General features: G+C 52.2%; 20 protein-coding genes. 13 read left to right on the forward strand and 7 right to left on the reverse strand.

The window, feature by feature from the left end:
* The first annotated feature begins 256 nt into the window (after window positions 1–256).
* Genes RGU70_RS02645 through RGU70_RS02655 form a run of 3 tightly spaced genes read left to right on the forward strand, consistent with a single transcriptional unit; the run spans window position 257 to window position 2,979 of the window.
* Window positions 257–976, forward strand: coding sequence for a DUF969 domain-containing protein (locus RGU70_RS02645; RefSeq protein WP_322207866.1), 720 nt, complete (start codon window positions 257–259; stop codon window positions 974–976).
* On the forward strand, window positions 973–1,959 hold the full coding sequence (locus RGU70_RS02650; protein WP_322207867.1) for a DUF979 domain-containing protein: 987 nt from the start codon (window positions 973–975) through the stop codon (window positions 1,957–1,959). Before RGU70_RS02645 ends, RGU70_RS02650 begins: the two co-directional genes overlap by 4 nt.
* Before the next feature lie 9 nt (window positions 1,960–1,968).
* Entirely contained in the window at window positions 1,969–2,979 is a 1,011-nt protein-coding gene (locus tag RGU70_RS02655; protein ID WP_322207868.1) for a DUF2891 domain-containing protein, read from the forward strand.
* A gap of 166 nt (window positions 2,980–3,145) precedes the next feature.
* Here the strand turns inward: RGU70_RS02655 and gyrB are convergent, their stop codons facing one another.
* The 6 genes from gyrB to RGU70_RS02685 form a co-directional block, all read right to left on the reverse strand.
* A complete protein-coding gene (gene gyrB / locus RGU70_RS02660; protein ID WP_322207869.1) occupies window positions 3,146–5,644 on the reverse strand; it encodes a DNA topoisomerase (ATP-hydrolyzing) subunit B in 2,499 nt (832 codons plus the stop codon).
* 174 nt (window positions 5,645–5,818) lie between these two features.
* Entirely contained in the window at window positions 5,819–6,925 is a 1,107-nt protein-coding gene (gene dnaN, locus RGU70_RS02665) for a DNA polymerase III subunit beta (protein ID WP_322207870.1), read from the reverse strand.
* Between the two features lie 323 nt (window positions 6,926–7,248).
* Window positions 7,249–8,625, reverse strand: coding sequence for a chromosomal replication initiator protein DnaA (dnaA, locus tag RGU70_RS02670; RefSeq protein WP_322207871.1), 1,377 nt, complete (start codon window positions 8,623–8,625; stop codon window positions 7,249–7,251).
* Between the two features lie 262 nt (window positions 8,626–8,887).
* The gene (locus tag RGU70_RS02675; protein ID WP_322207872.1) at window positions 8,888–9,652 is read right to left on the reverse strand and encodes a class II glutamine amidotransferase; all 765 of its coding nucleotides are present in this window, start codon (window positions 9,650–9,652) and stop codon (window positions 8,888–8,890) included.
* Window positions 9,653–9,919: 267 nt separating this feature from the next.
* Entirely contained in the window at window positions 9,920–10,285 is a 366-nt protein-coding gene (locus tag RGU70_RS02680; RefSeq protein WP_322207873.1) for a hypothetical protein, read from the reverse strand.
* A gap of 136 nt (window positions 10,286–10,421) precedes the next feature.
* A complete protein-coding gene (locus tag RGU70_RS02685; protein ID WP_322207874.1) occupies window positions 10,422–10,655 on the reverse strand; it encodes a hypothetical protein in 234 nt (77 codons plus the stop codon).
* 264 nt (window positions 10,656–10,919) lie between these two features.
* Between RGU70_RS02685 and RGU70_RS02690 the strand changes: the two genes are divergently transcribed.
* Both RGU70_RS02690 and RGU70_RS02695 read left to right on the forward strand, forming a co-directional pair.
* Complete coding sequence (locus RGU70_RS02690) at window positions 10,920–11,870, forward strand: LysR family transcriptional regulator (RefSeq protein ID WP_322207875.1); 951 nt, start codon at window positions 10,920–10,922, stop codon at window positions 11,868–11,870.
* A 32-nt stretch (window positions 11,871–11,902) separates the two neighbouring features.
* Window positions 11,903–13,915: an AsmA family protein gene (locus tag RGU70_RS02695; protein WP_322207876.1), complete on the forward strand. Its 2,013-nt coding sequence runs from the start codon at window positions 11,903–11,905 to the stop codon at window positions 13,913–13,915.
* A gap of 694 nt (window positions 13,916–14,609) precedes the next feature.
* Here RGU70_RS02695 and RGU70_RS02700 read toward each other — a convergent pair.
* On the reverse strand, window positions 14,610–15,491 hold the full coding sequence (locus tag RGU70_RS02700; protein WP_322207877.1) for a LysR family transcriptional regulator: 882 nt from the start codon (window positions 15,489–15,491) through the stop codon (window positions 14,610–14,612).
* Between the two features lie 171 nt (window positions 15,492–15,662).
* On the opposite strand from RGU70_RS02700, the gene RGU70_RS02705 reads away from it, so the two are divergent.
* The 8 genes from RGU70_RS02705 (at window position 15,663) to RGU70_RS02740 (ending at window position 25,016) form a co-directional block, all read left to right on the forward strand.
* Window positions 15,663–17,171: a CoA-acylating methylmalonate-semialdehyde dehydrogenase gene (locus RGU70_RS02705; RefSeq protein ID WP_322207878.1), complete on the forward strand. Its 1,509-nt coding sequence runs from the start codon at window positions 15,663–15,665 to the stop codon at window positions 17,169–17,171.
* A gap of 26 nt (window positions 17,172–17,197) precedes the next feature.
* On the forward strand, window positions 17,198–18,823 hold the full coding sequence (locus RGU70_RS02710; RefSeq protein ID WP_322207879.1) for a GMC family oxidoreductase: 1,626 nt from the start codon (window positions 17,198–17,200) through the stop codon (window positions 18,821–18,823).
* Between the two features lie 287 nt (window positions 18,824–19,110).
* Window positions 19,111–19,881 (forward strand): ABC transporter ATP-binding protein, encoded by a 771-nt coding sequence (locus RGU70_RS02715; protein ID WP_322207880.1) that lies wholly within the window; start codon window positions 19,111–19,113, stop codon window positions 19,879–19,881.
* Window positions 19,881–20,645, forward strand: a complete 765-nt coding sequence (locus tag RGU70_RS02720) for an ABC transporter ATP-binding protein (protein ID WP_322207881.1) — start codon at window positions 19,881–19,883, stop codon at window positions 20,643–20,645. The genes RGU70_RS02715 and RGU70_RS02720 overlap by 1 nt, the downstream gene beginning before the upstream one ends.
* A 124-nt stretch (window positions 20,646–20,769) precedes the next feature.
* Entirely contained in the window at window positions 20,770–21,981 is a 1,212-nt protein-coding gene (locus RGU70_RS02725) for an ABC transporter substrate-binding protein (protein ID WP_322207882.1), read from the forward strand.
* A 313-nt stretch (window positions 21,982–22,294) separates the two neighbouring features.
* Window positions 22,295–23,179, forward strand: coding sequence for a branched-chain amino acid ABC transporter permease (locus RGU70_RS02730; RefSeq protein ID WP_322207883.1), 885 nt, complete (start codon window positions 22,295–22,297; stop codon window positions 23,177–23,179).
* A gap of 16 nt (window positions 23,180–23,195) precedes the next feature.
* Window positions 23,196–24,167 carry a branched-chain amino acid ABC transporter permease gene (locus RGU70_RS02735; RefSeq protein ID WP_322207884.1) on the forward strand — a complete coding sequence of 324 codons (972 nt, stop codon included), beginning with the start codon at window positions 23,196–23,198 and terminating at the stop codon, window positions 24,165–24,167.
* Between the two features lie 87 nt (window positions 24,168–24,254).
* The gene (locus RGU70_RS02740) at window positions 24,255–25,016 is read left to right on the forward strand and encodes a sulfite exporter TauE/SafE family protein (RefSeq protein WP_322207885.1); all 762 of its coding nucleotides are present in this window, start codon (window positions 24,255–24,257) and stop codon (window positions 25,014–25,016) included.
* The last annotated feature ends 40 nt before the right edge of the window (window positions 25,017–25,056 follow it).

Consider the following 25,056-nt stretch of genomic DNA (forward strand, 5'->3'; position numbering starts at 1 on the left):
GTTCCATAAGGGCCTGCTGCCTGGCCTTTTTGATACAAAAGACCGCATCATTTTTCTCCCGAAATATCGCATTCGCAATACACTACGCGTCCTTCGTTTATTTCACTCGATCGCGAACTACACCAACGCCTGAACACTCCACGGGCAATGAAAGTCGACACCTCTCTTCCCTTGCTCCGCGCAAGTTATGCAAGTCCACCAAGTAGTTAACGGACTCGGGGCGGCGCAACGACCGCCTCCAGACCAGGAGATCGCAATGACCGTTATAGATTTATTGCCACTCATCGGCATCCCGATAGTGGTTGCTGGCTTTGCGTTTAAATTTAACCCCCTGCTGGTTGTGACCGTGGCAGGTCTGGCAACCGGCCTGTCAGTGGGTATGGATGTCGGGACTTTGCTGGAATTATTTGGCGAAAAATTTATTAATAGCCGTTCCCTGGCGGTCTATGTGCTGATCCTGCCGATAATCGGCCTGCTCGAAAGTTATGGTCTGAAAGAGCGTGCGAAAGACTGGATTTCCAGCATGGCTGGCGCCACTTCCGCACGTATTCTGATGTTGTATTTTATTTTGCGTCAGGGATTGGGCGCGCTTGGATTAACCTACATCGGCGGTCATGCGCAAACGGTGCGGCCACTGCTTTCACCGATGGTGGAAGGTGCTGCAACAGCGCGCTACGGTGAATTGCCGCGGCACATTCGCGACAAGTTGCGCGCGCATTCTGCTGCGTGCGACAACATCGCCGTGTTCTTTGGTGAAGACATTTTCATTGCCTTCGGCGCGGTGCTACTGATGGATGCCTTCCTCAAGGAAAACGGCATCACCAATATCGAACCCTTGCATCTCGGGCTGTGGGCTATCCCTACCGCTATCGCGGCCCTCATCATTCACATGTTCCGCCTGGTGCGCTTAGATGCCCGTATTGATCGCGATGTCACTGCCTGGAAAAAATCGAATGCGCAAGGAGCAAGCGCATGAGCACCCTGCTTACCCTTAATGAAATCTACTATCTGATCGGCGTTATTCTCATGCTGCTGGTTGGCATGACCTTGCGTGATAAAGGAAATCCGAAACGCCTGACCACGGCACTATTCTGGTTTTTGTTTGGTTCGGTATTCCTGTTCAGCGATTTGCTGGTTTCTTCACTAGGAAAGCCGCTGGCCTATCGCATCATCGGCGCGATGGTGATACTGATGTCGCTGATCGCCGGCGGCGGTTTGCTGTCCATCGGCTCGTATAAACAACGCAGCGCCGAAATGCGCCAGGCATCCGCCAATCGGATTGGCAACTGGATATTCTTGCCAGCCCTGCTGATACCGATTGTCACTGTGCTGTGCACGGTTTTTCTCAAAGGCGTGTCCATCGGCGGGGTCTATCTGCTCGACCAGAAACAACTAACGCTGGCCGCTCTGTGCGTTGGGTGTATCTGCGCGATTCTGACTGGTTGGAAACTCACCGGTGGCACGCCGCTGCATGCAGTGCGTGAATCGCGTCGGCTGCTCGATGCCATCGGCTGGGCCGCTGTCTTGCCGCAAATGCTGGCGATGTTGGGTGGTGTGTTCGTTGCCGCGCACACGGGCAAATCGGTGCAGGATGTGGTCAGCCTGTTTATCAATCCAGACAGCCGCCTCATGCTGGTTGTGATTTACTGCGTCGGCATGGCCTTGTTCGCGATGATCATGGGCAATGCCTTCGCTGCTTTTCCTGTCATGACCGCGGGTATCGCCTTGCCCTTTTTGATTGTCGGCCAGCATGCCGATCCTGCACCGCTGGTAACGATGGGCATGTTGGCCGGCTATTGCGGAACTTTGATGACGCCCATGGCCGCCAACTTCAACATCGTGCCGGCGGCGCTGTTGGAGCTGAAGGATAAATACCTGGTCATCAAGGTCCAGATTCCCACTGCATTGACGCTATTGGCCGCCAATATTGTGTTGATGTATTTCATCATATTCCGTTAGGGAGATTCCATGCAGCTCACTCTTGATCAGGTTTCGGCCTTCGTTCGCTTGCCTCTGCGCTCTTTGCGCCACGAATATCCGAATCACATCATGCACGTCTTGAACGACCCGCAGGATATCTTGTCGCCGCGTACCCTGCACCCGGTGTTCTACGGTTGCTACGACTGGCATTCAGCGGTACACGGCTACTGGCTGTTGGTCCGTTGCGCCCGTCTTTATCCGCTGCTGGAACAGCAAGATGAAATTGCAACGCTGTTCGACGAACACTTTACTACGGCCAATATGCACCAGGAGCTGGCGTATTTTCAGGCACCGGGACGCGCTCCTTTTGAACGCCCTTACGGCTGGGCGTGGATCATGGCGCTGGCGCAGGAACTGGAAACGTGGCAGCACCCAAAGGCGAAAATCTGGCTGGCAAGCATGGAGCCTTTGGTCGCGGAAATACGCGCGCGCGTGTTCAGTTATTTCGCCAAACTCAGCTATGCCATTCGCGTCGGTACCCATTACAACAGTGCGTTTGCCTTAAAGTTGATACTCGATTTTGCTCGCCATCGCGGTGACACGGAACTGGAAAACGCCGTGGTCAACGCCGCCCTCCGTTACTTCACGGGCGACAGCAATTATCCAGCGCATTACGAACCGGGCGGCGACGAGTTCCTGTCGGCTGCGTTGACTGAAGCCCTGCTGATGGCCGATGTGCTTGATGCGGAGGTCTTCATCGACTGGTTTGCCCAGTATTTGCCGGCGTTAGCTGACATCGACAGACTGATGAACCCGGCCGAGGTCAGCGATCATAGCGACCCCAAGATTGCCCATTTGAATGGTTTGAATTTGAGCCGCGCCTGGTGCATGAAAAAGATCGCCCGACATTTGCCGGAAAGCGCACCGGTCACGTCCACATTGCTTGCGGCGGCGCACCGTCATATTGAGGCGGGTCTACCCCATGTTGTCAGCGGCGAATATGCCGGTGAACACTGGCTGGCGACGTTTGCCATGCTGGCGTTGGAATCAGCAAACTAGGAGGGAGCAGGCATTGTCTGCTTATGAAGAGGCTTGAGATAACTGTGGCATATAGAGAGGCATTGAAGGGCTGCATTGCACGGCCTTTCAATGCCTCTTGCCCTTGATGAAATTCCAGAGTCTGTTGAGGTTTCGTTAGTGAGTAGTGTCAACAGACTCTAACTCATCAGACGTCAATATTCCCCGCCCTCAAGGCATTCAACTCAATAAACGCACGGCGCGGTTCCACGTCGTCGCCCATCAGGGTCATGAAAATCTGATCCGCAGCAATGGCGTCTTCGATCTGCACTTTCAGCAAGCGGCGCACGGTTGGGTCCATGGTGGTTTCCCACAGTTGTTCCGGGTTCATTTCGCCCAGTCCTTTGTAGCGCTGTTTGCTGACGCCGCGTTCGGCTTCGTCGCGCAGCCAGGCCATGGCTTGGTGGAAATCGCTGATGGCGGATTCCTTGATTTTGTCGCCTGTACCGCGGCGAATCATGGCGCCCGGTGCGATCAGGCCCTTGAAGGTAGCAGCGGCGGAAGACAGCACGAGGTAGTCGGGACTGGCGGCGAAGTCGGCGTCGATGGTGCTGATTTTGATGTTGCCGTGCAGGAGCCGCTGTATGCGCAGGGAGTGCTTGTCGGTCAGTTCGTCGGTGCTGATGACGACTTCGACTGCCGGGTCGCCGATGGCGGCGGTCATGTTCCTGGCGGATTCGGTGGCGGCTTCTTCGCTGTCGAGTTGCAAGGTGACGCCGGTCATGATGGCGGTCAGTGCGGCGCTGTCGATGGCGCGGGTGAGACGCATGATGATGGCGTTGGCAGTGTTGTACTGACGAACCAGTTCGGCCAGCGCGTCGCCGCTGATGGCGGGTGCGTTTTCCGAAGGGATCAGGGCAGCGTCGTTGAGCGCGATTTGCATCATGTACTGCGCTTCTTCGACATCGTCTTTGAGGTAGCGCTCGTCCTTGCCAGCTTTGACTTTGTACAGCGGCGGTTGGGCGATGTAGATGTGGCCGCGTTCGACCAGCAACGGCATTTGACGGTAGAACAGCGTCAGCAGCAGGGTGCGGATGTGGGCGCCATCGACGTCGGCATCGGTCATGATGATGATGCGGTGGTAGCGCAGTTTGTCGATGTTGAATTCATCGGGGCCGATGCTGGTGCCGAGTGTGGCGATGAGCGTGGTGATTTGCTCGGACGAGAGCATTTTTTCGAAGCGGGCTTTTTCGACGTTGAGCACTTTGCCGCGCAACGGGAGGATGGCCTGGAATTTACGGTCGCGACCTTGCTTGGCGGAGCCGCCAGCGGAGTCACCCTCGACGATGTAGAGTTCGCACAGCGCCGGGTCTTTTTCCTGGCAGTCGGCCAGCTTGGCGGAGAGGCCGAGGCCGTCCATGATGCCTTTGCGGCGCGTGAGGTCGCGCGCTTTGCGCGCAGCTTCGCGGGCGCGGGCGGCTTCGACGATTTTGCCGCAGATGATTTTGGCGTCGTTCGGTTTTTCTTGCAGGAAGTCGGTAAGCGTCTTGGCGACGATCTCTTCGACCGGTCCGCGCACTTCGGAGGAGACCAGCTTGTCCTTGGTTTGCGAGCTGAATTTCGGCTCGGGCACTTTGACGGACAGCACGCAGGTGAGGCCTTCGCGCATGTCGTCGCCGGAGATTTCGACTTTGGCTTTTTTGGCGAACTCGTGTTCTTCAATGTACTTGTTGATGACGCGGGTCATCGCGGCGCGCAGGCCGGTGAGATGGGTGCCGCCGTCGCGCTGAGGAATATTGTTGGTGAAGCAGAGCACTTGTTCGTTGTAGGCGTCGTTCCATTGCATGGAGACGTCGACGCTGATGTTGGTGCCGTGCTCCGACATTTTTTCGCCGGTGGCCTGGAAGATGGTCGGGTTGAGGACACTCTTGTTCTTGTTGATGTATTCGACGAAACCACGGGTGCCGCCTTCGAACGCGAAATTTTCTTCCTTGCCGGTGCGATGGTCGGACAGTTTGATGCGCACGCCGTTATTGAGGAAGGACAGTTCGCGGATGCGCTTGGCCAGAATCTCGTAGTGGAATTCGACGTGTGTGAAAATTTCTTCATCGGCCCAGAAGTGAACTTCAGTGCCGCGCTTGTCGGTTGCGCCGAGTTCTTTGATGGGCGAGGTGGCGATGCCGTCGAGCATCACGATCTGACGGTCTTGCGGTATGCCGCGCACGAAATCCATGGCGTACATTTTGCCGTCGCGACGAATCGTCAGCTTGAGCAGTTTGGACAGGCCGTTGACGCAGGAAACGCCGACGCCGTGCAAACCGCCGGAGACTTTGTAGGAGTTCTGATCGAACTTGCCGCCAGCGTGCAGTTCGGTCATGACGATTTCAGCGGCGCTGCGCTTGGGGTCGTGCTTGTCGTCCATCTTCAGGCCGGTCGGAATGCCGCGGCCGTTGTCGGTGACGGAAATCGAGTTATCGACGTGGATGGTGACGTTGATTTCGGTGCAATGTCCGGCCAGCGATTCGTCGATGGAATTATCCAGCACTTCGAATACCAGATGGTGCAGGCCCGTGCCGTCGGAGGTGTCGCCGATGTACATGCCAGGACGTTTGCGTACGGCTTCCAGTCCTTCCAGAATCTGGATGGAGGAGGCGCCGTACTGTTCTTCCGACGCGACGCTGGAGTTCTCTGCTGGAGTGGTGGACATGGCTACCTTTTGAAAAAACGATGACGGAGTGCAAGAAACTCAAAGACTGAATGCGCAAAACTAATTGCAAAATCACTTGTAAAACTGAATTCTTAAAAGCGGCAAAGGGGCGCGCTGTTGCGGCCCCTTGCGGTAATGCGGCGCTTGCCGCGGGGACCGAAGTCCCCGGCGGTGCTAGATGCGCATTGGCATGACGACGTATTTGAAGTCGGCTTGCTCAGGCACGGTGATCAGTGCGGATGAGTTGGCGTCGCCCAGCGCGATGTTGACGCTGTCGGACTTCAGATTGTTGAGTACGTCGAGCAGATAGGTGACGTTGAAGCCGATGTCGACGCTGTCTCCGCCGTAATCGATTTCCAGTTCTTCGACGGCTTCTTCCTGATCCGCATTGGTGGAGCTGATCTTGAGGCTGCCCGGTGCAACAATCCAGCGCACGCCCTTGAACTTGTCGCTGGTCATGATGGCGGCGCGTTGCAAGGAACGCAGCAATTGATCGCGTCCGATGGTGAAGTTGTTTTTGTAGCCTTTAGGCACTACGCGGGTGTAGTCGGGGAATTTGCCCTCGACCAGCTTGGAAATCAGTTCGATATCGGCAAAGCCGAGCTTGACCTGATTGTTGGCAATGTCGATCTGCACCGGCTCATCGCTGTCGCCTAATAAGCGTTGCAGTTCGATGATGGTCTTGCGCGGGATGATGACTTCCTGACGCGGGAAATCCTGTTCGGTTTCGACCTGGCAGAAAGCCAGACGATGACCGTCAGTGGCCACGGCGATCACGTTTTTGCCTTCGACGACGAGCAGCAATCCGTTGAGGTAATAGCGGATGTCCTGTTGCGCCATGGAGAAATGAACCATGTTGAACAGGTGCTTGAGCGTTTTTTGCGGCAGGCTGACGGAGGCGTTGTAGTGCTCGGCCTGGGCTACGGTCGGAAACTCTTCCGCTGCCAGCGTTTGCAGTGCGAAGCGCGACTTGCCCGATTGCACCGTAAGGCGCTTGTTGGACAAGGTCATGGTGACTTCGCCGGTGTCAGGCAGGGCGCGCAGGATGTCGAGCAGTTTGCGCGCGGCGACGGTGGTGGCGACGCTTTCACTGCCGGAACCGACTTCTGCGTGCGTCGTGATCTGCACTTCTATATCGGTAGACAGAAAGGAAACCTTTTCGCCGTCTTTGCGTATGAGGATATTGGCCAGAATCGGCAATGTGTGCCGACGCTCGACAATACCGCTCACGATTTGCAGTGGCCGGAGAATGGTGTCTCTGCTGGTTTTGACCAATTGCATAGTCTCGAACCCTTACGAAGAGTGGTTGATAAGTTGCCCGGGGCGACTGCATTGAGAGGCGCTTTTTTGCGCTTGCCGCCGGGTGTCATGACTGCATTGCGACTTCATTACGACTGTATTGCGGCCTTCATTCCATTCACTTCTCAGTACATTTCCAAGCTCTGCTGCTAAATTGCATCAACTGCATGTATTTTTTGCTATCGCCGTACAAAAGTCTGCTTTTATCTTGCATCACCGCCAAATAGTCAGCTTATTACTGCTGCTGTACGGATTTGTGAAAAAAGCACTCGCCATTGTATCAAATCAGCCCTGACCCGGCTGTTTTAACCCTTCAGGGTCTGCTCAAGCACATGCAACTCATGATTGCATTCGGGATTCTTGAGGCGGTCCGCTGTGATCTTGCGTACCGCATGCAAGACGGTGGTGTGATCGCGACCACCGAACAAGTCGCCGATTTCCGGCAAGCTTTTTTGTGTCAGTTCTTTGGCCAGGTACATGGCGATCTGACGTGGCCGCGCAATGTTGGCTGGCCGTTTTTTGGAGTACATGTCAGCGACTTTGATATTGAAAAAGTCAGCCACGGTCTTTTGGATGTTCTCTACTGAAACTTGTCGGTTCTGCACCGAGAGCAAGTCCTTGAGAGCATCCTTGACTACGTCAATGGTGATGTCCTTGCCGTGAAAACGCGAGTACGCCAGAATTTTGCGCAACGCGCCTTCGAGTTCGCGCACGTTAGAGCGCAAATGCTTGGCGACGAAAAAGGCGACGTCATCGCTCAGCTGCACCCCTTCCTGCGTGGCTTTTTTCATCAGGATGGCAACCCGCATTTCAAGCTCGGGCGGTTCGATCGCTACCGTCAGGCCGGAGTCGAAGCGCGAAGTGAGGCGCTCGTCCATGCCGGTGATTTCCTTGGGGTAGGTATCGCTGGTGATGATGATTTGTTTTTTGGCGGCGATCAGCGCTTCGAATGCGTAAAAGAATTCTTCCTGCGTGCGGCTCTTGCCGCCGAAAAATTGAATATCGTCAATCAGCAACAAATCGAGTGAATGATAGTAGCGCTTGAAGTCGTCGAAACCCTTGCGCTGATAGGCCGTCACCACGTCGCGCACATATTGCTCGGCGTGGATGTAGCGGATTTTTGCCGACGGATTGTCGATAAGGACCTGGTTGCCGATTGCGTGAATCAGATGGGTTTTGCCCAATCCGACGCCGCCGTAGAGAAATAGCGGGTTGTAGGACACCCCGGGATTATTCGCGACCTGGGTTGCGGCGGCGCGCGCCAGCTGGTTGGCTTTTCCGGTGACGAAGTTATCGAAAGTCAGGACATCGTTGATGCGCGACAGGTCTTGACGTGGCACAACCGGTGCTTGCGCTTCCGGAGACCTCTGTTGAGACGCGACGTAAGAAGCCGCCTCGGTATTACCGGCCGGATAAGCAACGGGCGCGGTTTTTTTAGCGCCGCGTGGATCGAGGACGAATTGCACATCGATCGCCATTTCCCAATACGATGCGGCGATTGCTGTAATACGGCTCGCGAACTGCGTCTTGACCCAGTCGAGCTTGAAGCGATTAGGCGCGGCAATGCGCAGCCGGCCGTCTTCGTAGTCCAGCGGTACCAGCGGCTTGATCCAGGCACTGTACTGCTGGGGCGTCAGCTCTTGCTCTAATTGCGCAGAGCAAGCCTGCCAGAAATTTTCCATGAATCTACTTATGACAAGAGGTGAAAAGCGCATCCGCTGCCAACGAGTGGCAGCAGACAATATGGGGGTACGGGGTGGTATTGATTCAGGAACTGCCAGCTGTTTCAGCTGCCGCGTGCTATTAATTTTACCGGCATGCCTGTTCAACGAAGAGGACATGGCCGCTTGATGCACGGTAGGTCATTTTACTCCCGACAGCGAAAGTTATCCACAGGCGGCTTCTTTTTTACGAACAGATTTTTATTACATGAACCGTTTAAGCTTATGCAACTTCTCCGTCGATGAACGTGATGAGTTCACCGCTTTGAAACGCCGTCCAGGTTTCGTTGGTCGTCAGCGGTTGGGTGACGATGACCGCCACCCGATCATTGGTAGTCGTGACCTCGGCGAAGTCGACACTCAGGTCTTCATCCGATAACTTGGCGGTGGTGAAGGGGTGCTGGCGAATTACGTAGTACAGATTGGTGGAGCAATGTGCAAACAGCGCAGAGCCATCCGACAACAGCATGTTAAATGCGCCGTGTGCTGCAATTAGTGGCATCAGCCGTGCTAACTCCGCGCGCAAGTCTGCCAGGGGTGGCAAGGCAGAACCGAACGTACGTTGTAATTCTTGCAAAAGGTAGCAAAAGGCGTGTTCGCTGTCAGTGGTTCCGACGGGCCGATAAGGGCCATCCAGCGTCGGGTTGAAATTCTTCAAGTCCCCGTTATGCGCAAACACCCAGTAACGCCCCCACAGTTCCCGGACAAACGGGTGACAATTGGCGAGTGTGACTCGTCCTTGGGTTGCTTTACGGATATGGGCAATAACGTGCTGCGATTTGATCGGGCAGCGACGGATAAGATCGGCTACGGGCGACGTTACCGCCGCCTGATAATCGACGAAATGGCGTACGCCAGAGCCTTCGAAGAAGGCGATGCCCCAGCCATCGCTGTGATGATCGGTCAAACCCCCGCGTGTTGCGAAACCGGTAAAGCTAAAAACGATATCAGTGGGCGTATTGCAATTCATCCCGAGTAACTGGCACATGTCTGTTTGGTCAAGCTGTAGCGGATAAGGGTGGAGGGATGGGCTGCGTTTTCTTAGCTGGTTACGGTAACACGCGACTGCGGCTCGAAAAATATAAATTACTGCCAGCGTTTTTTTCAGCTTTGAACAGAGGATTAACCGCTACACCCCCGGCATCAATAAAAAAACCCCGCATGTAAAAACAGGCGAGGTTCGTTTTACGGCAAATCTTACTTCTTGGTATAGCCTTACTAACAGTCTTACGCTAAGCAGTTTTACAAGCCAAAATTAATCGCGGGCAGCAATAGCGCGCAACTCCGCAGCAAGTCCTGGTTGGCTATTGTTATAGTGGTTGGCCATACGGTTCATTATGCGCAAGCCTTCAAAGCGGTGTTTTTCACGGCGTTCTGCCAAAGACTGCCTTGGCTTGAACAGCACCAACAATGCGCGCAATACCCCTGCAACCAGCGGTTTGAATACCACTAATAATGTGGCCAGGGCTCCAACACCCAAAACAGGGCGAACCAGTGCGATTGTTGCGCCGGCTACCGTTTGTGCGAAAGGGGCCGCAGCTTCAATTGCTTCCATTGGGAAGGCTAAGTTGGTCAGGAACATGGTGTTGCTTTCTTTAGTGATTGCCTGCTGTTGTTTCATTGCGGCTGTCGTTGTGGCCGCAGGGCAACTCAACAGCGAGGCAAATCGGTCATGCTTTTTGTGCGGCGCGGAAAGAACTCTTTTCTCCGCTTTCAACCGACGATCAGCGAGTGATTAACGTACGTTTGGCGGGTTATTAACCGCGTGATGCAATGAAGCGCAATTCTGCCGCCAGATTCGGTTGCGTTGCTTCCATGCTGTTGCTCATGCTGTTCAAATAGGCCAGTTCACGATCCGCATGCAGGTTTTGCGCATTCAGCAAGCGTTGTTTCTTGTTTGCTGCAATAGCGATGGACAATGTATGCAATACAGTGCGGATCTTGCTAACAAGACTGGTGTGGGAAGAGTAAGAAGCGGTCAGGGTGCTCATGATGTATTCCTTGGTAGTTGATTTTCAATGTAGGGGCTGGCGCTAACGCGGCACTGCATCCCTATGAATTTCATCTCTAAATGCGTTAATGTTGCATTGCAGTGTAATGATCCCCTCGAATAATTTCCAATTTTGATTGGCGATAACAGTTATATTGTTCATGAATGTGTTTTGCATGCGTTATCAGCCTCAGCGCTAGCGGCTATTGCGACCTTCGCCCCCGCACCTTCACCGTCATCGACACCGTCAATTTGCAGGACTGCCATGAACTTTCTGACTCTCGATCTCAACTTGTTACGCGTCTTCGACGCTGTAATGACCGAACAAAACCTGACACGCGCCGCCAATCTGCTGGCGATGACACAGCCGGCGGTATCGAATGCCTTGAAGCGTTTGCGCGATTCCCTGCACGATGACTTACTGATCCGTACCGCACACGGCGTAAAGCCAACACCCCGCGCCGAAGAGCTCTGGCCGACCATACGCCGGGCCTTATCGGAACTGGAGGCGATTATTACGCCGGAGACCTTTGACGTGACGCGCGCCCAGAACACCTTTCGCATGGCGATGGTGGATGCGACAGCCGCTCTGTGGCTACCGTCGCTGGTGCGCACCATACTGCGTGAGGCCCCACAACTTAAAATCCGCATGATGCCGTTGACCACCCGCGACCCACGCTCGATGCTATTGCGCGGTGATGTTGATCTGGCAATTGGGTTTTTCCCGGGCGTTGCGGCACAACTTGCCGATGGCGGCATGGCAAAAACGCAAATCAGCCATCAGCGTCTGTATACCGGCCACTATGTCTGCGTGATGAACAAGAACCATCCTTTAGCAACGCAAGAAATGACGCTGGACCGGTATTGCGCTGCCGATCATTTGCTCGTGAGTCTTTCAGGCAAGCCGCACGCTGTTATTGACGATGTGCTGGCCAGCATGAACCGCGAACGGCGTATTTTATTGACCGTGAACCAATTTTTTACTGCGGGTCGCATCGTTGCCAGTTCCGATCTGATCACGGTATTACCGCGCCATCTGATCGCCGCCACAGGAATGACGGAAGCGCTGGTCGTCAAGGAATTACCGTTTCAGACCCCACAAGAGCATGTCGATATGCTCTGGCATGAGCGCGATGCCCGCAATCCGGCCCATAAATGGCTGCGAGCGCACTTGAGCGCCACCACACACGACGAATTCGGTCGTATTGATACTTAAAAATCAGACTTATTAGGTCTATCAGGACTCACATGCACTCTCTCCCCAAATACGTCGCCTGGTTTTTTGCCTTTATCGTCACTCTGATTATTCTGTGCGCGGCCATCTTGCTCAACCTCGATATCGACCGTTTCAAGCCTTGGTTAAATCAGCGCATCAGTAACAATACTGGTCGGCATTTTGCTATTAACGGCCCGCTTTCTTTGGAGTGGAAGAAATCACAAACAGCCCATCAAGGCTGGATACCTCTGCCAGAAATTACAGCACAGGATATTCGCCTGTCCAATCCTGATGGGGCATCTGCTACCGAGGACATGCTGAAAATAGACCGTTTGCGCTTCAGCGTAGAACTGTTGCCCTTGTTGCAGATGAACATCGTGTTACCGACACTGGAAATGGATGCCCCGTCGCTTTCTCTCTCTCGCAGTAAATCCTTACAAAATAACTGGACCTTCAAAGTATTACCTCCTTCCGCATGGAATGTTCGCCTGGAACGCATTGCTATCAACAAAGGATCGGTGCAACTCAACGACGCCTTCCTGAAAATTCGCGCTCGCATGCTGATGGACACCTTACCGCAGGCGCTCCCGGGCAGTTATGGCTTGCTATGGTCGGTGAATGGTGATTACAACGGCGCGCCCATTGTCGGCAACGGTAAGGCGGGTTCCGTACTTTCGCTGCAAAATGAAGCCGTCCCTTTTCCGCTGGAAGCTAAAGTGCAGCTCGGTAAAAGCGCTATTGCGTTCAAAGGTAACCTGACAAAACCAAACAATCTGGCAGCAATTGATCTGCAACTCAGTTTATCGAGCGACAGCATGGCGCATCTGTTTCCCCTCACGGGCATCTTGTTGCCGCAGACACCGCCCTTCCACACGGAAGGGCATTTAACCGGGCAATTGGATAAAGTCCACAGCCTTTGGACCTACGATCAATTTTCCGGCAAGGTGGGTGCCAGCGATCTGAGCGGTTCGGTGCAATACGAAACCAGTCCACAGGCCCGCCCTGTTTTGAGCGGCAAAGTAGCGTCGCGTCTGCTGCGACTACAGGATTTAGGCCCGGTCATTGGTGCTGATTCGAATGCGTCCAAACAGCAGCGCGGCGCGGAAGAAAGGCAACCTACAGGAAAAGTGCTGCCACAGATGCAGTTTCAAACAGCCAACTGGGATGCGCTAGACGCCGATATCCAGTTCACGGCCCGGCAAATCGTGAAAGACAAAAATCTGCATTTTTCCGACTTGGTCACGACTATTCGCATGAAAGATAAAGTACTGACGCTGTCACCACTTAATTTTTCTATGGCTGATGGCCAACTGGTTTCCAAGGCAATTCTGGATGGACGTTCGGAACGCATTAATGCGGCAGTTACCGTGTCAGCACGGCATCTAAAAATTCAAAAGTTATTCCCGGCGCTGGAAGTGAATCAAACAAGTTTCGGCGAAATTAACGGAGATGCTCACCTATCAGCCTCTGGTGATTCCGTTGCAATGATGCTGGGGAATTCGAACGGTGAACTAAAGACTTTGATCAACCAAGGGGCTATCAGCAAGTTATTGCTGGAAGAAATGGGGCTGAATCTGGGAAATATTGCTGTTTCCAAGATGTTCGGAGACAAGCAGGTGAAATTGAACTGCCTTGTCAGCGATTTCAATATCAGTCATGGGGTCATGGATGCACGTACCTTCCTTCTCGATACCGAAGACGCGCTCATATCCGTCACAGGCCAGATCAATCTGAACAAGGAAGTGATCGCCTTGAAGATCAATCCCAAAAGCAAGGGCATCCGTATTTTTTCCCTGAATGCTCCGCTTTACGTTACTGGCAGCTTTAACCAGCCGGATATCAGCGTCGACAAGGGCGTGCTTGCTTTGCGTGCAGGTGGCGCTCTGGCGCTGGGACTGCTGGCGGCTCCGGCGGCTTTGCTGCCCTTAATGTACGCAGGATCGAGCAACGATGATAACTGCAGCCAGTTTCTTGTCAAAGCCGGCATCAAACCCCTCGCAGCCGTTCCTGTTACGGCTGCGCCGCTTCCAGGTCCTACCAACTAAAACGACTGCACTGGCTTGCTGAATGCTTTCTGGCAAGCCAGCAGGCACGTCGCTCTCTTCCCCACTTTCTGTCTGTCGCTTGAAGCAAGCCCTTGTTTCGGCTGTGGATAAGCCTGGGGATAAGCTGTTGAGCATTATTGGACAACTCCCGCCATTTACCCCCCTTCCGTTTTTATCCCAAACTCATCCTGCGTTCATACAGAGTTTACAAGTCACTTATTTTCGCGATAAGTACCTGTATATAAAGAGGAATAGTGACTTATCCACAATTTAGCGAATGCCTACTATTATTACTATTTATATATATAAGCTGTTAACTTAATAAATCAAAAACGGGATTTTTTCAAACTGAGGGGATTTTTTCTTTTTTTAAAAACGGAAAACAACTTTATTCAAAACAAGTCTTGTTAATAACTCTGTGGATAAGCTGTTAGCTATTAATGAACAACTAACAAAAAAATCGCCTTGTCTTTTTTTATCCTGAATTCATCCTCCTTCCATACAGAGTTTACGAAGCATTTATTTTCGAACCAAGTACTTGAAAATAAAAGAGAAAAACCAGTTATCCACAAATTTTGCACTCCCTACTATTACTACTATTTATATATATAAGCTTTTAATTTAAGAACACGATAAAGCCATCTCAAACCAAAACATCCCGAAACAACATATTTGGAAACTCAAACCGACAGTTTCATTGCCACAAATTTTTAACAATATCGAATGCCGCTGCAATTGCCGATTCGTTAAAGCGTTTTTCAAGAACGACGAACGACAGTTCAGTCGATAGGCTAACGGCGTTAGCAATGACCAGTCCATGCGCTTGCGCCTGATTGAGCGCTATTGAAGTTCTTGCAAGCGACAAACCCACGCCAGATTTCACCAAATCCAACATGGAGGCTTCCTGGTCGACCAGAGCGACTTTGTCTGGATTAACTTTATATTGCTGAAAAATTTTGCTCAGCAAACGATGATGCGCAGACTCAGGGGGAGTCCAGATCCACGGCAGACTTGCCAATTGTTTCCAGTTTTTGTCCACAACGCGTTGTTTCCAGCCGGCTGGGGCTATGACGCTGTAAGTAAAAGAAGTGAGTGTCAGCGCATGAAAACCTTTGCCTGGCTCTCCAAGATAAAAGCCCACATCCAGCTCCCCACTGCGCACATGCTGCAACACTCCGCCTGACATATGGTGCTGTAACCGGGTAGCGATAGCCGGCTGTTGCTCCACCAGACGCTTCAGGAAGGCCCCCAGTCGTATAAATTCGGGATCCAGTATGGTCCCTATGGAAAGTTTGTCTTTCAGCCTCAGCGGCTGTATTTGCAAAGCATGGGCAGATTGTTTGAAGTCCTGCATTCCGGACAATAATTTTTGCGCTTGTGGAAGCAGTTTCAAACCATCGTCTGTCAATTTCATTCCGGTAGGAGTGCGCTTGAATAAAACAAGATTTAAATCTTGTTGCAAGGTTTTGAGCTGTAAGCTGACTGCCGGTTGACTCACATGCAATTGTTCTGCGGCACGAGTGAGATTACCTTCCTGTGCCACTGTCACGAAAGCGCGAAGTTGTGTGAGGTCCATGATGCTTCTTTCTGAAAACGAGGGTGTTGACTTGTTTGGGACGTGCGGAATCAAGCCCTTATTATAAGTTTTACTAATATTGACGTTGATAATTACTGATTGGATTTATATTAAATTCGTCGATATGCTCCTAAATTACATTAAACCTAACTTTTATTAAAAGGCTTGCTTATGACTACCCCGCTCCAGCATTTCATTCATGGCCGTTTGACGGCATCGACCAGTGGCCGCGAGCAGGATGTGTTCAATCCGGCAACCGGTGAAGTGACGGGGCGTGTGGGTTTAGCCAGTATTGAAGATGTCAATACGGCTGTTGCGTCTGCGCAGTCAGCAGCCCCTGCATGGGGTGAAACGGCGCCGCTCAAGCGCGCCAGAATTTTGTTTAATCTCAAACAAATAATGGAACAGCAGCAAGATGCCCTTGCTGCGTCGATTACCAGTGAGCATGGAAAAGTCTTATCCGACGCAAAGGGCGAAGTCACCCGTGGCCTGGAAGTCGTCGAATTTGCGTGCGGCATACCGCAATTGATGAAAACGCAATTCAGCGACAACATCGGTGGTGGTATCGATAACTGGAATTTGCGTCAGCCCTTGGGCGTTACAGTCGGCATCACACCCTTCAACTTTCCCGTGATGGTGCCTCTATGGATGGCCCCGGTCGCTATTGCTACTGGCAACAGCTTCATCCTGAAACCTTCGGAACGGGATCCTTCCCCTTCCTTGTTGCTGGCGGATATGTTCAAACGTGCTGGGCTCCCAGACGGTGTTTTCAATGTGGTGCAAGGGGATAAAGTCGCGGTTGATGCTCTATTGCAGCATCCGGATGTCAAGGCGGTCTCCTTTGTAGGTTCAACACCTATCGCGGAATACATTTATCAACAGGCGACTTTGCGTGCAGGTCCCTACCCATTACGCGCTCAGGCACTGGGCGGGGCAAAAAACCATCTGGTCGTTATGCCGGATGCCAATCTGGAGCAAGCTGTCGATGCACTGATCGGCGCTGCCTACGGTTCTGCAGGAGAGCGCTGTATGGCGATTTCTGTGGCTGTTGCCGTAGGGTCGGTGGCAGATGAGCTGATTGCGGCGCTGGTGCCCCGTGTAAAGGCTCTGGTGATCAAGAATGGTGTGGAAGCTGATGCTGAAATGGGGCCGTTAGTCAGTGCCGTGCATAAAGCCAAGGTAGAGGGCTATATCGAAGAGGGCGAGCGCGCAGGTGCCAAGTTGCTGGTCGATGGTCGTGGTTTGCGCGTTGCCGGCCATGAAAATGGTTTCTTCCTCGGTGGTACTTTGTTCGATCACGTTACTGCCGACATGAAGATTTATCAGGAAGAGATTTTCGGGCCGGTTCTGTGCGTGGTGCGTGTTCCCGATTTTGCAGCAGCGGTCAAATTGATCAATGCGCATGAATATGGCAATGGCGTTTCCCTCTTCACCGCAGACGGCAATACGGCGCGTGAGTTCTCGCGTCGAATTGAAGTGGGCATGGTCGGTATCAACGTGCCTATCCCTGTGCCTATGGCCTGGCATTCTTTTGGTGGCTGGAAACGATCCTTGTTCGGTGACAGCCACGCCTACGGCGAAGAAGGCATCCGTTTTTACACCCGCTACAAATCCATCATGCAGCGCTGGTCGACCAGCATCGGTAAAGGGGCGGAATTCACCATGCCCGTCGCCAAGTAAAAGCAATCAGACAAGAGGGGACAGGAATGGAATCAGCAGGCAAATACGACTATATCGTTATCGGCGCCGGAACGGCCGGTTGTGTGTTGGCTAATCGGCTGAGCAGGGATAAGGATGTCAAAGTCCTTCTGATTGAAGCCGGTGCAAAAGACGATTACCTGTGGATTCACATTCCTGTCGGATACCTGTATTGCATCGACAACCCACGCACTGACTGGCGTTTCCGTACGGAGGCAGACATTGGCCTGCAAGGACGCAGTCTGCTTTATCCGCGTGGCAAAGTACTCGGGGGATCTTCTTCCATCAATGGCATGATTTACATGCGTGGCCAGGCTCGCGATTACGACCAGTGGGCATCTGCTACCGGGGACGATAGTTGGAGTTGGGATAAGGTCGTGCCGGTTTTCAAGAAAAGTGAAGATTATTACAAAGGCGCTGATGCAATGCATGGCGCTGGCGGTGAATGGCGCGTCGAAAAGCAGAGGCTGTCATGGGACTTGTTGGACGCGTTTCGTGATGCAGCGGCAGAAGTAGGCATTCCCAAGATTGATGACTTCAATCGTGGCGACAACGAAGGTTCCAGTTATTTCGACGTCAATCAAAAACGCGGCATACGCTGGAATACGGCGAAAGCCTTCCTTAAGCCTGCTATGCAATACGGCAATCTGGAAATCATGACGGGTTGCCATGTGACGCGTTGTCGCATCGAAACCGACGAAAACGGCCCTCGCTGCAGCGGTGTTGAGTTTACCGGGGGTGGGCGTCAGTGGTTCGCTGAAGCAACGCAAGAAACATTGCTGACGGCAGGGGCGATAGGATCACCACAGATTCTCCAGATGTCCGGAATAGGACCGGGTTCTTTACTGCAACAGCATGCTATTCCGGTGGTGCATGAGCTATCTGGTGTCGGTGAGAATTTGCAGGATCATCTTCAACTGCGCATGGTTTTTAAAGTTAACGGTGTAAAAACCTTGAACATACTGGCCAACAGTTGGTTTGGAAAATTCAAAATCGGTATGGAATATGCGATGTTCAGGTCGGGCCCTATGTCCATGGCGCCGTCGCAATTAGGTGCTTTTGCCAAATCCGATCCTGGGCAAAAAACGGCCAATCTTCAGTACCACGTTCAACCCTTGTCTCTGGAGAAATTTGGGGATGCGTTACATACCTTCCCGGCATTTACTGCGAGCGTGTGTAATTTAAGGCCAACTTCCCGTGGCCACGTCCGTGTTGCAGGCGGTTCTACAGAAGCCCCAAAAATTACGCTTAACTATCTTTCTACCGAGGCAGATCGTCAAGTTGCTGCGGATTCTATTCGTCTAACGCGGCGCATTGTGGCGGCGTCCTCTTTGCAAAAATACCAGCCGCAAGAGTACAAGCCGGGTTCAGCCTATCAAACTGAAGCTGAGCTGACACAGGCGGCCGCTGAGATTGGTACAACCATTTTTCACCCTGTAGGTACTTGTGCAATGGGGCACACAGATGATCCGCTGGCAGTGGTTGATAGTCAGCTGCGGGTGAGGGGGGTGCGTGGCCTACGTGTAGTCGATGCTTCAGTGATGCCCACTATCACCTCAGGTAACACCAATACGCCTACCTTGATGATTGCTGAAAAAGCCGCGCAAATGATACGAAACGGCAAAGTAAAGTAATCTCTCTGCTTCAGGTATTTTCTGCAACTGGCTTGCCCAGAATTGACTCCGCGCAATTATCCGTAAAATTGCGTATTGTCGGAACCCGATAGCTCGGATACCATGCAGCCAGAATTAAATTTGTTCGAGTAATAATTTCGAATTATTACGGTCGCCAAAAACACCAAAAGAGTGAAGTGACCGCCAAGGCAGGCATATATCACCTCGGTTTCGAAAGTCTGTCCCCTACGGGATGGAGACACGTCCGGGGGGATTGCATGCCAGTCGATACATGATTGGATGAGACGATGAGTGATGTCATTCTTGAAACCAAGAATCTGACCAAAGATTTCAAGGGCTTTACGGCAGTGAGTGCGGTCAATTTACAAATTGAACGCGGCCATATTCACGCGCTGATCGGCCCTAATGGAGCTGGTAAAACTACCTGTTTCAATTTGCTTACCAAATTTCTGGAACCTACCTCAGGCCAGATATTGTTTAACGGGAAAGACATCACGTCGGCAGCGCCGGCGCAAATTGCCCGCCAGGGCATTATCCGTTCATTCCAAATCTCGGCAGTGTTTCCTTACCTCAGCGTGATGGAAAATGTCCGTATTGGCCTGCAACGCAGCCTTGGTACTTCCTTCCACTTCTGGAAAAGTTCTGCCTCTCTGAATCAATTGAATGAGCGCGCTATGGCGCTGCTTGAGGAAGTTGATCTCAGCGAATTCGCTGACACGATTACGGTTGATTTGCCCTACGGCCGCAAACGCGCTCTGGAAATTGCCACGACATTGGCGATGGAGCCTGAGCTGATGCTGCTTGATGAACCTACACAAGGCATGGGTCATGAAGATGTCGATCGCGTGACTGCTTTGATCAAGAAGGTGTCAGTGGGTCGTACCATCCTCATGGTGGAACACAATATGAATGTGATCGCGGGTATTTGCGATCGCATTAGTGTTTTGCAACGCGGCGCAGTACTTGCTGAGGGTCGTTACGAAGAAGTATCGAAAAACCCGCAAGTGATGGAAGCCTATATGGGTACTAGCACTGCTGAGCTTGAAGGAGCGCATTGATGAGTGAAGTTATTGCAGCACCTGCACCGACTGGCAAAAATTCGGCTACTTCAACTCATGTTCCCGCCCTTGAAATCAGCAATTTACAAGCCTGGTATGGTGAGTCGCACATCCTCCACAATGTGAATTTGACCGTTGGTCGCGGTGAAGTCGTAACGCTGCTGGGCCGTAACGGTGCCGGTCGCACCACTACTTTGCGCTCCATCATGGGTTTGACAGGTGCGCGCACTGGTTCCATCAAGATTAACGGCGTCGAAACCATCGCCTTGCCAACTTACAAAATTGCGCATCAAGGTGTGGGCTACTGTCCTGAAGAGCGGGGCATCTTCTCTTCGCTTTCCACGGAAGAAAATCTGATGCTGCCACCTTCGGTCTCGAAGACGGACAAAGGGATGTCGGTTGCAGAAATTTACGAGATGTTCCCCAACCTGGAAGAGCGCAAGCACAGTCAAGGCACCCGTTTGTCAGGCGGCGAACAGCAGATGCTGGCAGTCGCACGTATTTTGCGTACGGGCGCTCGTCTGCTTCTCCTGGATGAAATTTCCGAAGGACTTGCTCCGGTGATCGTGCAAACCCTTGCACGCATGATTACGACGCTGAAGTCCAAGGGCTACACCATCGTGATGGTAGAACAAAATTTCCGTTTTGCCGCACCGCTGGCAGATCGTTTCTATGTCGTCGAGCATGGCCAGATTGTTGAGTCTTTCGCTTCTTCGGAACTGGATGCTAAATCCCATCGACTCAACGAATTGCTGGGCGTTTGACCAGGATTTCACTTGCTTGCGTGCAATCAGTTTTGACGAAGCTTCTTTAAGTTTCATGTAAGCATGCTGCATGCGTATTACCTTGACCTCTGTTCGCATAGCTTCACCCACCAGGAGATAAAAAATGAAACTCAATAAAATGGCTTTTGCAATCGCGACCGCGGTTGCAGCGGCTGCCTTTGCGGCACCAGTATCTGCGCAGATTTCCGGCGATGTCATCAAGATCGGTTTCATTACCGACATCTCCGGTGTGTATTCGGATATTGATGGTCAGGGCGGCGCGGAAGCTATCAAGATGGCAATCGCTGAAATGGGTGGCGCTATCAATGGCAAGAAAATCGAACTGGTCGTTGCCGACCATCAAAACAAAGCCGACGTTGCAGCCAGTCGCGCCCGCGAATGGTTTGATCAACAAGGGGTGGACGTTCTGATCGGTGGTACCAATTCCGGCACTGCATTGTCCATGGCGAAAGTGGCCTCCGAAAAGAAAAAGATTTTCATTGAAAATGGTGCTGGTTCGGCGCGTCTGACCAATGAAGAATGCTCTCCTTATACCGTTCACTACGCTTACGATACTGTTGCTTTGGCTAAAGGTACTGGTTCAGCAGTGGTTAAGCAGGGCGGTAAGACTTGGTTCTTCCTGACAGCCGATTATGCGTTTGGCGCGTCACTCGAAAGCGACACATCGACCGTGGTCAAGGCCTCTGGCGGTACGGTGCTGGGTTCGGTTAAGCACCCTCTGGGCGCATCCGATTTCTCGTCTTTCATGCTGCAAGCACAATCATCCAAGGCGCAAATCATTGGTTTGGCGAATGCCGGCGGCGATTTCATCAATGCGGTCAAAGCAGCTAACGAATTTGGCGTGACAAAAACCGCAAAACTGGCTGGCCTGCTGGTGTTCATCAACGATATTCATTCCTTGACGCTGAAAACCACGCAAGGTTTGTATTTGACTGATAGCTGGTACTGGGATCAGAACGAGCAAACCCGCGCATGGTCGCAGAAGTATTTTTCCAAACAGAAAAAGATGCCATCCAGTCTGCAAGCTGCTGACTATTCCGCTGCCTTGCAGTATCTGATGGCAGTCAAAGCAGTGGGCAGCGACGATACCGACAAGGTACTGGCGCAAATGAAAAAGACCAAGTTCACCGACGTCTACCAAAAGAACGGTTATTTGCGTGGTGACGGCCGCGTTGTTCATGACATGTACTTGTTCCAGGTCAAAACACCGGCTGAATCCAAGTACCCTTGGGACTACTACAAGCTGGTTCAGACGATTCCTGCCGAGCAGGCATGGACTACTAAGGCTGAGTCGAAGTGTGCTGCCTGGAAGTAATCTAGTGTTGTTCTCTGTCCTATAGGGCAGGGGACATTTCGCGGCGGGTCACGATTGCTGTGGCCCGCGGCATTGCACTTTTCTTTCGTATGGCTTGATACAGATGTTTATTGCTTTAGTTTTATCTCTGTTTTGACTACGTCGTTCGTCTCTCTGATAGCGTGTTTTCTTTTTTGTCGGCTGCAGTGAACTCAATCTTAAACAACTAAACCAGTTCGCTTTGCTGTCTGTCGCTCACATCGATTCGTCAGAAGTTTCTTTCTGACAATAGTTTTTCTTTTCAACCCTACTGATAAGGTTTGAACCTGATTCCATGGAAATCTTCGGTATTCCTTTGCAAGCCATGTTGAGCCAGCTTTTGCTGGGCTTGGTCAACGGCTCGTTTTACGCCATGTTATCGCTAGGACTCGCGGTAATTTTCGGCCTGCTTAATGTTATTAACTTCGCCCACGGCACCTTGTATATGTTGGGTGCGTTCACTGCCTGGATGGGCATGAACTATTTCGGCTTGAACTACTGGGAGATGCTGGTACTTGCTCCTTTGCTCATTGGTTTGTTCGGAATTCTCATCGAAAAAACCATGCTGCGTTGGCTTTATAAGCTGGATCATCTTTACGGCTTGTTATTGACCTTTGGTATTACGCTGATGGTAGAAGGCTTGTTCCGGTCGGTGTATGGGGTCTCGGGTCAGCCGTATTCGGTCCCGGATGCCTTGTCAGGCGCAACTGATCTGGGTTTCATGGTCTTGCCTAATTATCGAGCATGGGTGGTTCTGGCTTCGCTGGTAGTGTGTTTTTCGACCTGGTTTGTGATCGAAAAGACCCGACTCGGCGCCTACCTTCGCGCAGGTACTGAAAATCCAAAAATGGTCGAGGCCTTCGGCATCAACGTCCCGCTGATGGTTACTCTGACTTATGGCTTTGGTGTGGCACTCGCTGCTTTCGCCGGAGTACTGGCCGCGCCGGTGATTCAGGTGTCTCCTTTGATGGGTTCCAATCTGATCATTGTTGTTTTTGCCGTTGTCGTCATCGGGGGCATGGGTTCTATTCTCGGCTCCATTCTTACCGGTCTTGGCCTGGGGGTGATCGAAGGATTGACGCGGGTGTTTTATCCTGAGCTGTCTGCCACGGTCGTGTTCATTATTATGGTGATCGTGCTGCTGCTGCGTCCGGCAGGGTTATTCGGGAAAGAGAAATAAGTCCATGGGCGCTCTTATGAACAAGAAATTATTTGCCATCGTCATTCTGCTTTTGTTGCTGGCGGCACCGTTCGGCATCTATCCGGTGTTCCTGATGAAGATGTTGTGTTTTGCCCTCTTCGCTTGCGCCTTCAATCTGTTGATTGGTTACACCGGTCTGCTGTCTTTCGGTCACGCTGCTTTTTTCGGTGGTGCGGGCTACGTTGCAGGACAAGCCTTGAAGGTGTGGGGATTCCCAACTGAGATAGGACTTTTATTGGGAACATTGGCAGGCGCCAGTATCGGTTTGCTGATGGGCTTGCTGGCTATTCGCCGGCAAGGGATTTATTTCACCATGATCACCCTGGCGCTGGCACAAATGCTGTTTTTCCTCTGTCTGCAAATGCCCTTTACTGGTGGCGAGGATGGATTGCAAGGCGTACCTCGCGGTACCTTGTTTGGCTTTATCAACCTAGGTAAAGACATCAATATGTACTATGTGGTGCTGGCTATTTGTGTTGCTGGCTTCGCTTTGATTGCTCGCACTATCAACTCTCCTTTCGGGCAGGTCCTGAAAGCGATCAAGGAGAACGAACCGCGCGCTATTTCGCTTGGTTACGATGTGGCGCGCTATAAACTTTTGGCCTTTGTTTTGTCGGCTGCACTGGCTGGTCTGGCCGGCGCGACCAAGACATTGGTGCAGGGCTTTGAGACCCTTACTGATGCGCACTGGTCCATGTCAGGCTTGGTTGTACTGATGACTCTGGTGGGTGGTCTGGGTACGCTGGTGGGGCCAATCGTTGGTGCTGTCCTCATCATCTTGCTAGAAGAAAAGCTGGGTGATATAGGCATGTGGCTCTCCCACGCGACCGGTGTTGAGTGGTTCAATACTTTGGGTGACTCGGTAACGATCGTGACGGGTTTCATTTTCATCGTTTGCGTATTGGCTTTCCGACGGGGTATAGTCGGCGAAGTCCTTGCGCTGTTCCGGCGATTCCAACGTCCCTAGCAACACCTTGCTTTAGACCCTATGAACTGGCGCGTCTTGTAAGACGCGCCTTTTTTTCGCCCCTTACTTTATCCTCAGATTTTTTCCATGCTTGATTACTTTATTCTGTGCATTGCCGCCTTTGTTGCCGGTCTGATCGACGCTGTCGTCGGTGGTGGAGGTCTTGTTCTGGTACCGACTTTGTTCTCCGTTTTCCCCAATACCGCCCCGGCAACCTTGTTAGGAACCAATAAGGTTGCCAGCATTATGGGTACCACTGCTTCCGCTGTTAACTATGCACGCACAGTTCGCATTCGTTGGAGTACGGCCGCACCCGCCGCCATTGCCGCATTGTTGCTGTCATTCCTCGGTGCCTTTACGGTTACGCATATCCCCACTGGCTTGATCAGGCAATCTCTTCCCTTTGTTCTTGTCGCTGTCGGTGCCTATACGTTTATGAAGAAAGATTTTGGCCAGCATCATGTGCCACTTTTGTCCGGTTCAAAAGAAAAGTGGATGGCTGTTTTGGTAGGGGCGTGGGCGGGCTTCTACGACGGCGTCTTTGGGCCTGGCACTGGCAGCTTCCTTGTTTTCGCTTTTGTCCGCTTGTTTGGCTTCGACTTCTTGCGCGCTTCTGCCGTATCCAAAGTCGTTAATATCGCGACCAATCTTGCGGCGCTTACCTGGCTGGGTTACACCGGACACGTCATCTGGCAGTTGGGCATATTGATGGCGGCATTTAATATTGCTGGCTCCCTGTTCGGGACAAAGCTCGCGATACGGCATGGCAGCGGGTTTGTCAGGCGTTTATTTTTAGTGGTTATTTCCGCCCTTGTTCTCAAGACTGGCTACGACGCCTTCTTCCGTTAATGGTCAGCGTGACAGCACATTGTTTCACGTGAAACTACCG

Source organism: Herbaspirillum sp. RTI4, assembly GCF_034313965.1.
Taxonomy (GTDB): Bacteria; Pseudomonadota; Gammaproteobacteria; order Burkholderiales; family Burkholderiaceae_D; genus Herbaspirillum.

Coding starts and splice junctions, on each gene's coding strand:
- RGU70_RS02735 (WP_322207884.1), top strand. CDS start 23,196: ATGAACAAGAAATTATTTGCCATCGTCATTCTGCTTTTGTTGCTGGCG.
- dnaA (WP_322207871.1), bottom strand. CDS start 8,625: ATGGAAAATTTCTGGCAGGCTTGCTCTGCGCAATTAGAGCAAGAGCTG.
- RGU70_RS02725 (WP_322207882.1), top strand. CDS start 20,770: ATGAAACTCAATAAAATGGCTTTTGCAATCGCGACCGCGGTTGCAGCG.
- RGU70_RS02645 (WP_322207866.1), top strand. CDS start 257: ATGACCGTTATAGATTTATTGCCACTCATCGGCATCCCGATAGTGGTT.
- RGU70_RS02685 (WP_322207874.1), bottom strand. CDS start 10,655: ATGAGCACCCTGACCGCTTCTTACTCTTCCCACACCAGTCTTGTTAGC.
- RGU70_RS02710 (WP_322207879.1), top strand. CDS start 17,198: ATGGAATCAGCAGGCAAATACGACTATATCGTTATCGGCGCCGGAACG.
- RGU70_RS02700 (WP_322207877.1), bottom strand. CDS start 15,491: ATGGACCTCACACAACTTCGCGCTTTCGTGACAGTGGCACAGGAAGGT.
- gyrB (WP_322207869.1), bottom strand. CDS start 5,644: ATGTCCACCACTCCAGCAGAGAACTCCAGCGTCGCGTCGGAAGAACAG.
- dnaN (WP_322207870.1), bottom strand. CDS start 6,925: ATGCAATTGGTCAAAACCAGCAGAGACACCATTCTCCGGCCACTGCAA.
- RGU70_RS02680 (WP_322207873.1), bottom strand. CDS start 10,285: ATGAAACAACAGCAGGCAATCACTAAAGAAAGCAACACCATGTTCCTG.
- RGU70_RS02695 (WP_322207876.1), top strand. CDS start 11,903: ATGCACTCTCTCCCCAAATACGTCGCCTGGTTTTTTGCCTTTATCGTC.
- RGU70_RS02650 (WP_322207867.1), top strand. CDS start 973: ATGAGCACCCTGCTTACCCTTAATGAAATCTACTATCTGATCGGCGTT.
- RGU70_RS02675 (WP_322207872.1), bottom strand. CDS start 9,652: ATGTGCCAGTTACTCGGGATGAATTGCAATACGCCCACTGATATCGTT.
- RGU70_RS02720 (WP_322207881.1), top strand. CDS start 19,881: ATGAGTGAAGTTATTGCAGCACCTGCACCGACTGGCAAAAATTCGGCT.
- RGU70_RS02730 (WP_322207883.1), top strand. CDS start 22,295: ATGGAAATCTTCGGTATTCCTTTGCAAGCCATGTTGAGCCAGCTTTTG.
- RGU70_RS02655 (WP_322207868.1), top strand. CDS start 1,969: ATGCAGCTCACTCTTGATCAGGTTTCGGCCTTCGTTCGCTTGCCTCTG.
- RGU70_RS02740 (WP_322207885.1), top strand. CDS start 24,255: ATGCTTGATTACTTTATTCTGTGCATTGCCGCCTTTGTTGCCGGTCTG.
- RGU70_RS02705 (WP_322207878.1), top strand. CDS start 15,663: ATGACTACCCCGCTCCAGCATTTCATTCATGGCCGTTTGACGGCATCG.
- RGU70_RS02690 (WP_322207875.1), top strand. CDS start 10,920: ATGAACTTTCTGACTCTCGATCTCAACTTGTTACGCGTCTTCGACGCT.
- RGU70_RS02715 (WP_322207880.1), top strand. CDS start 19,111: ATGAGTGATGTCATTCTTGAAACCAAGAATCTGACCAAAGATTTCAAG.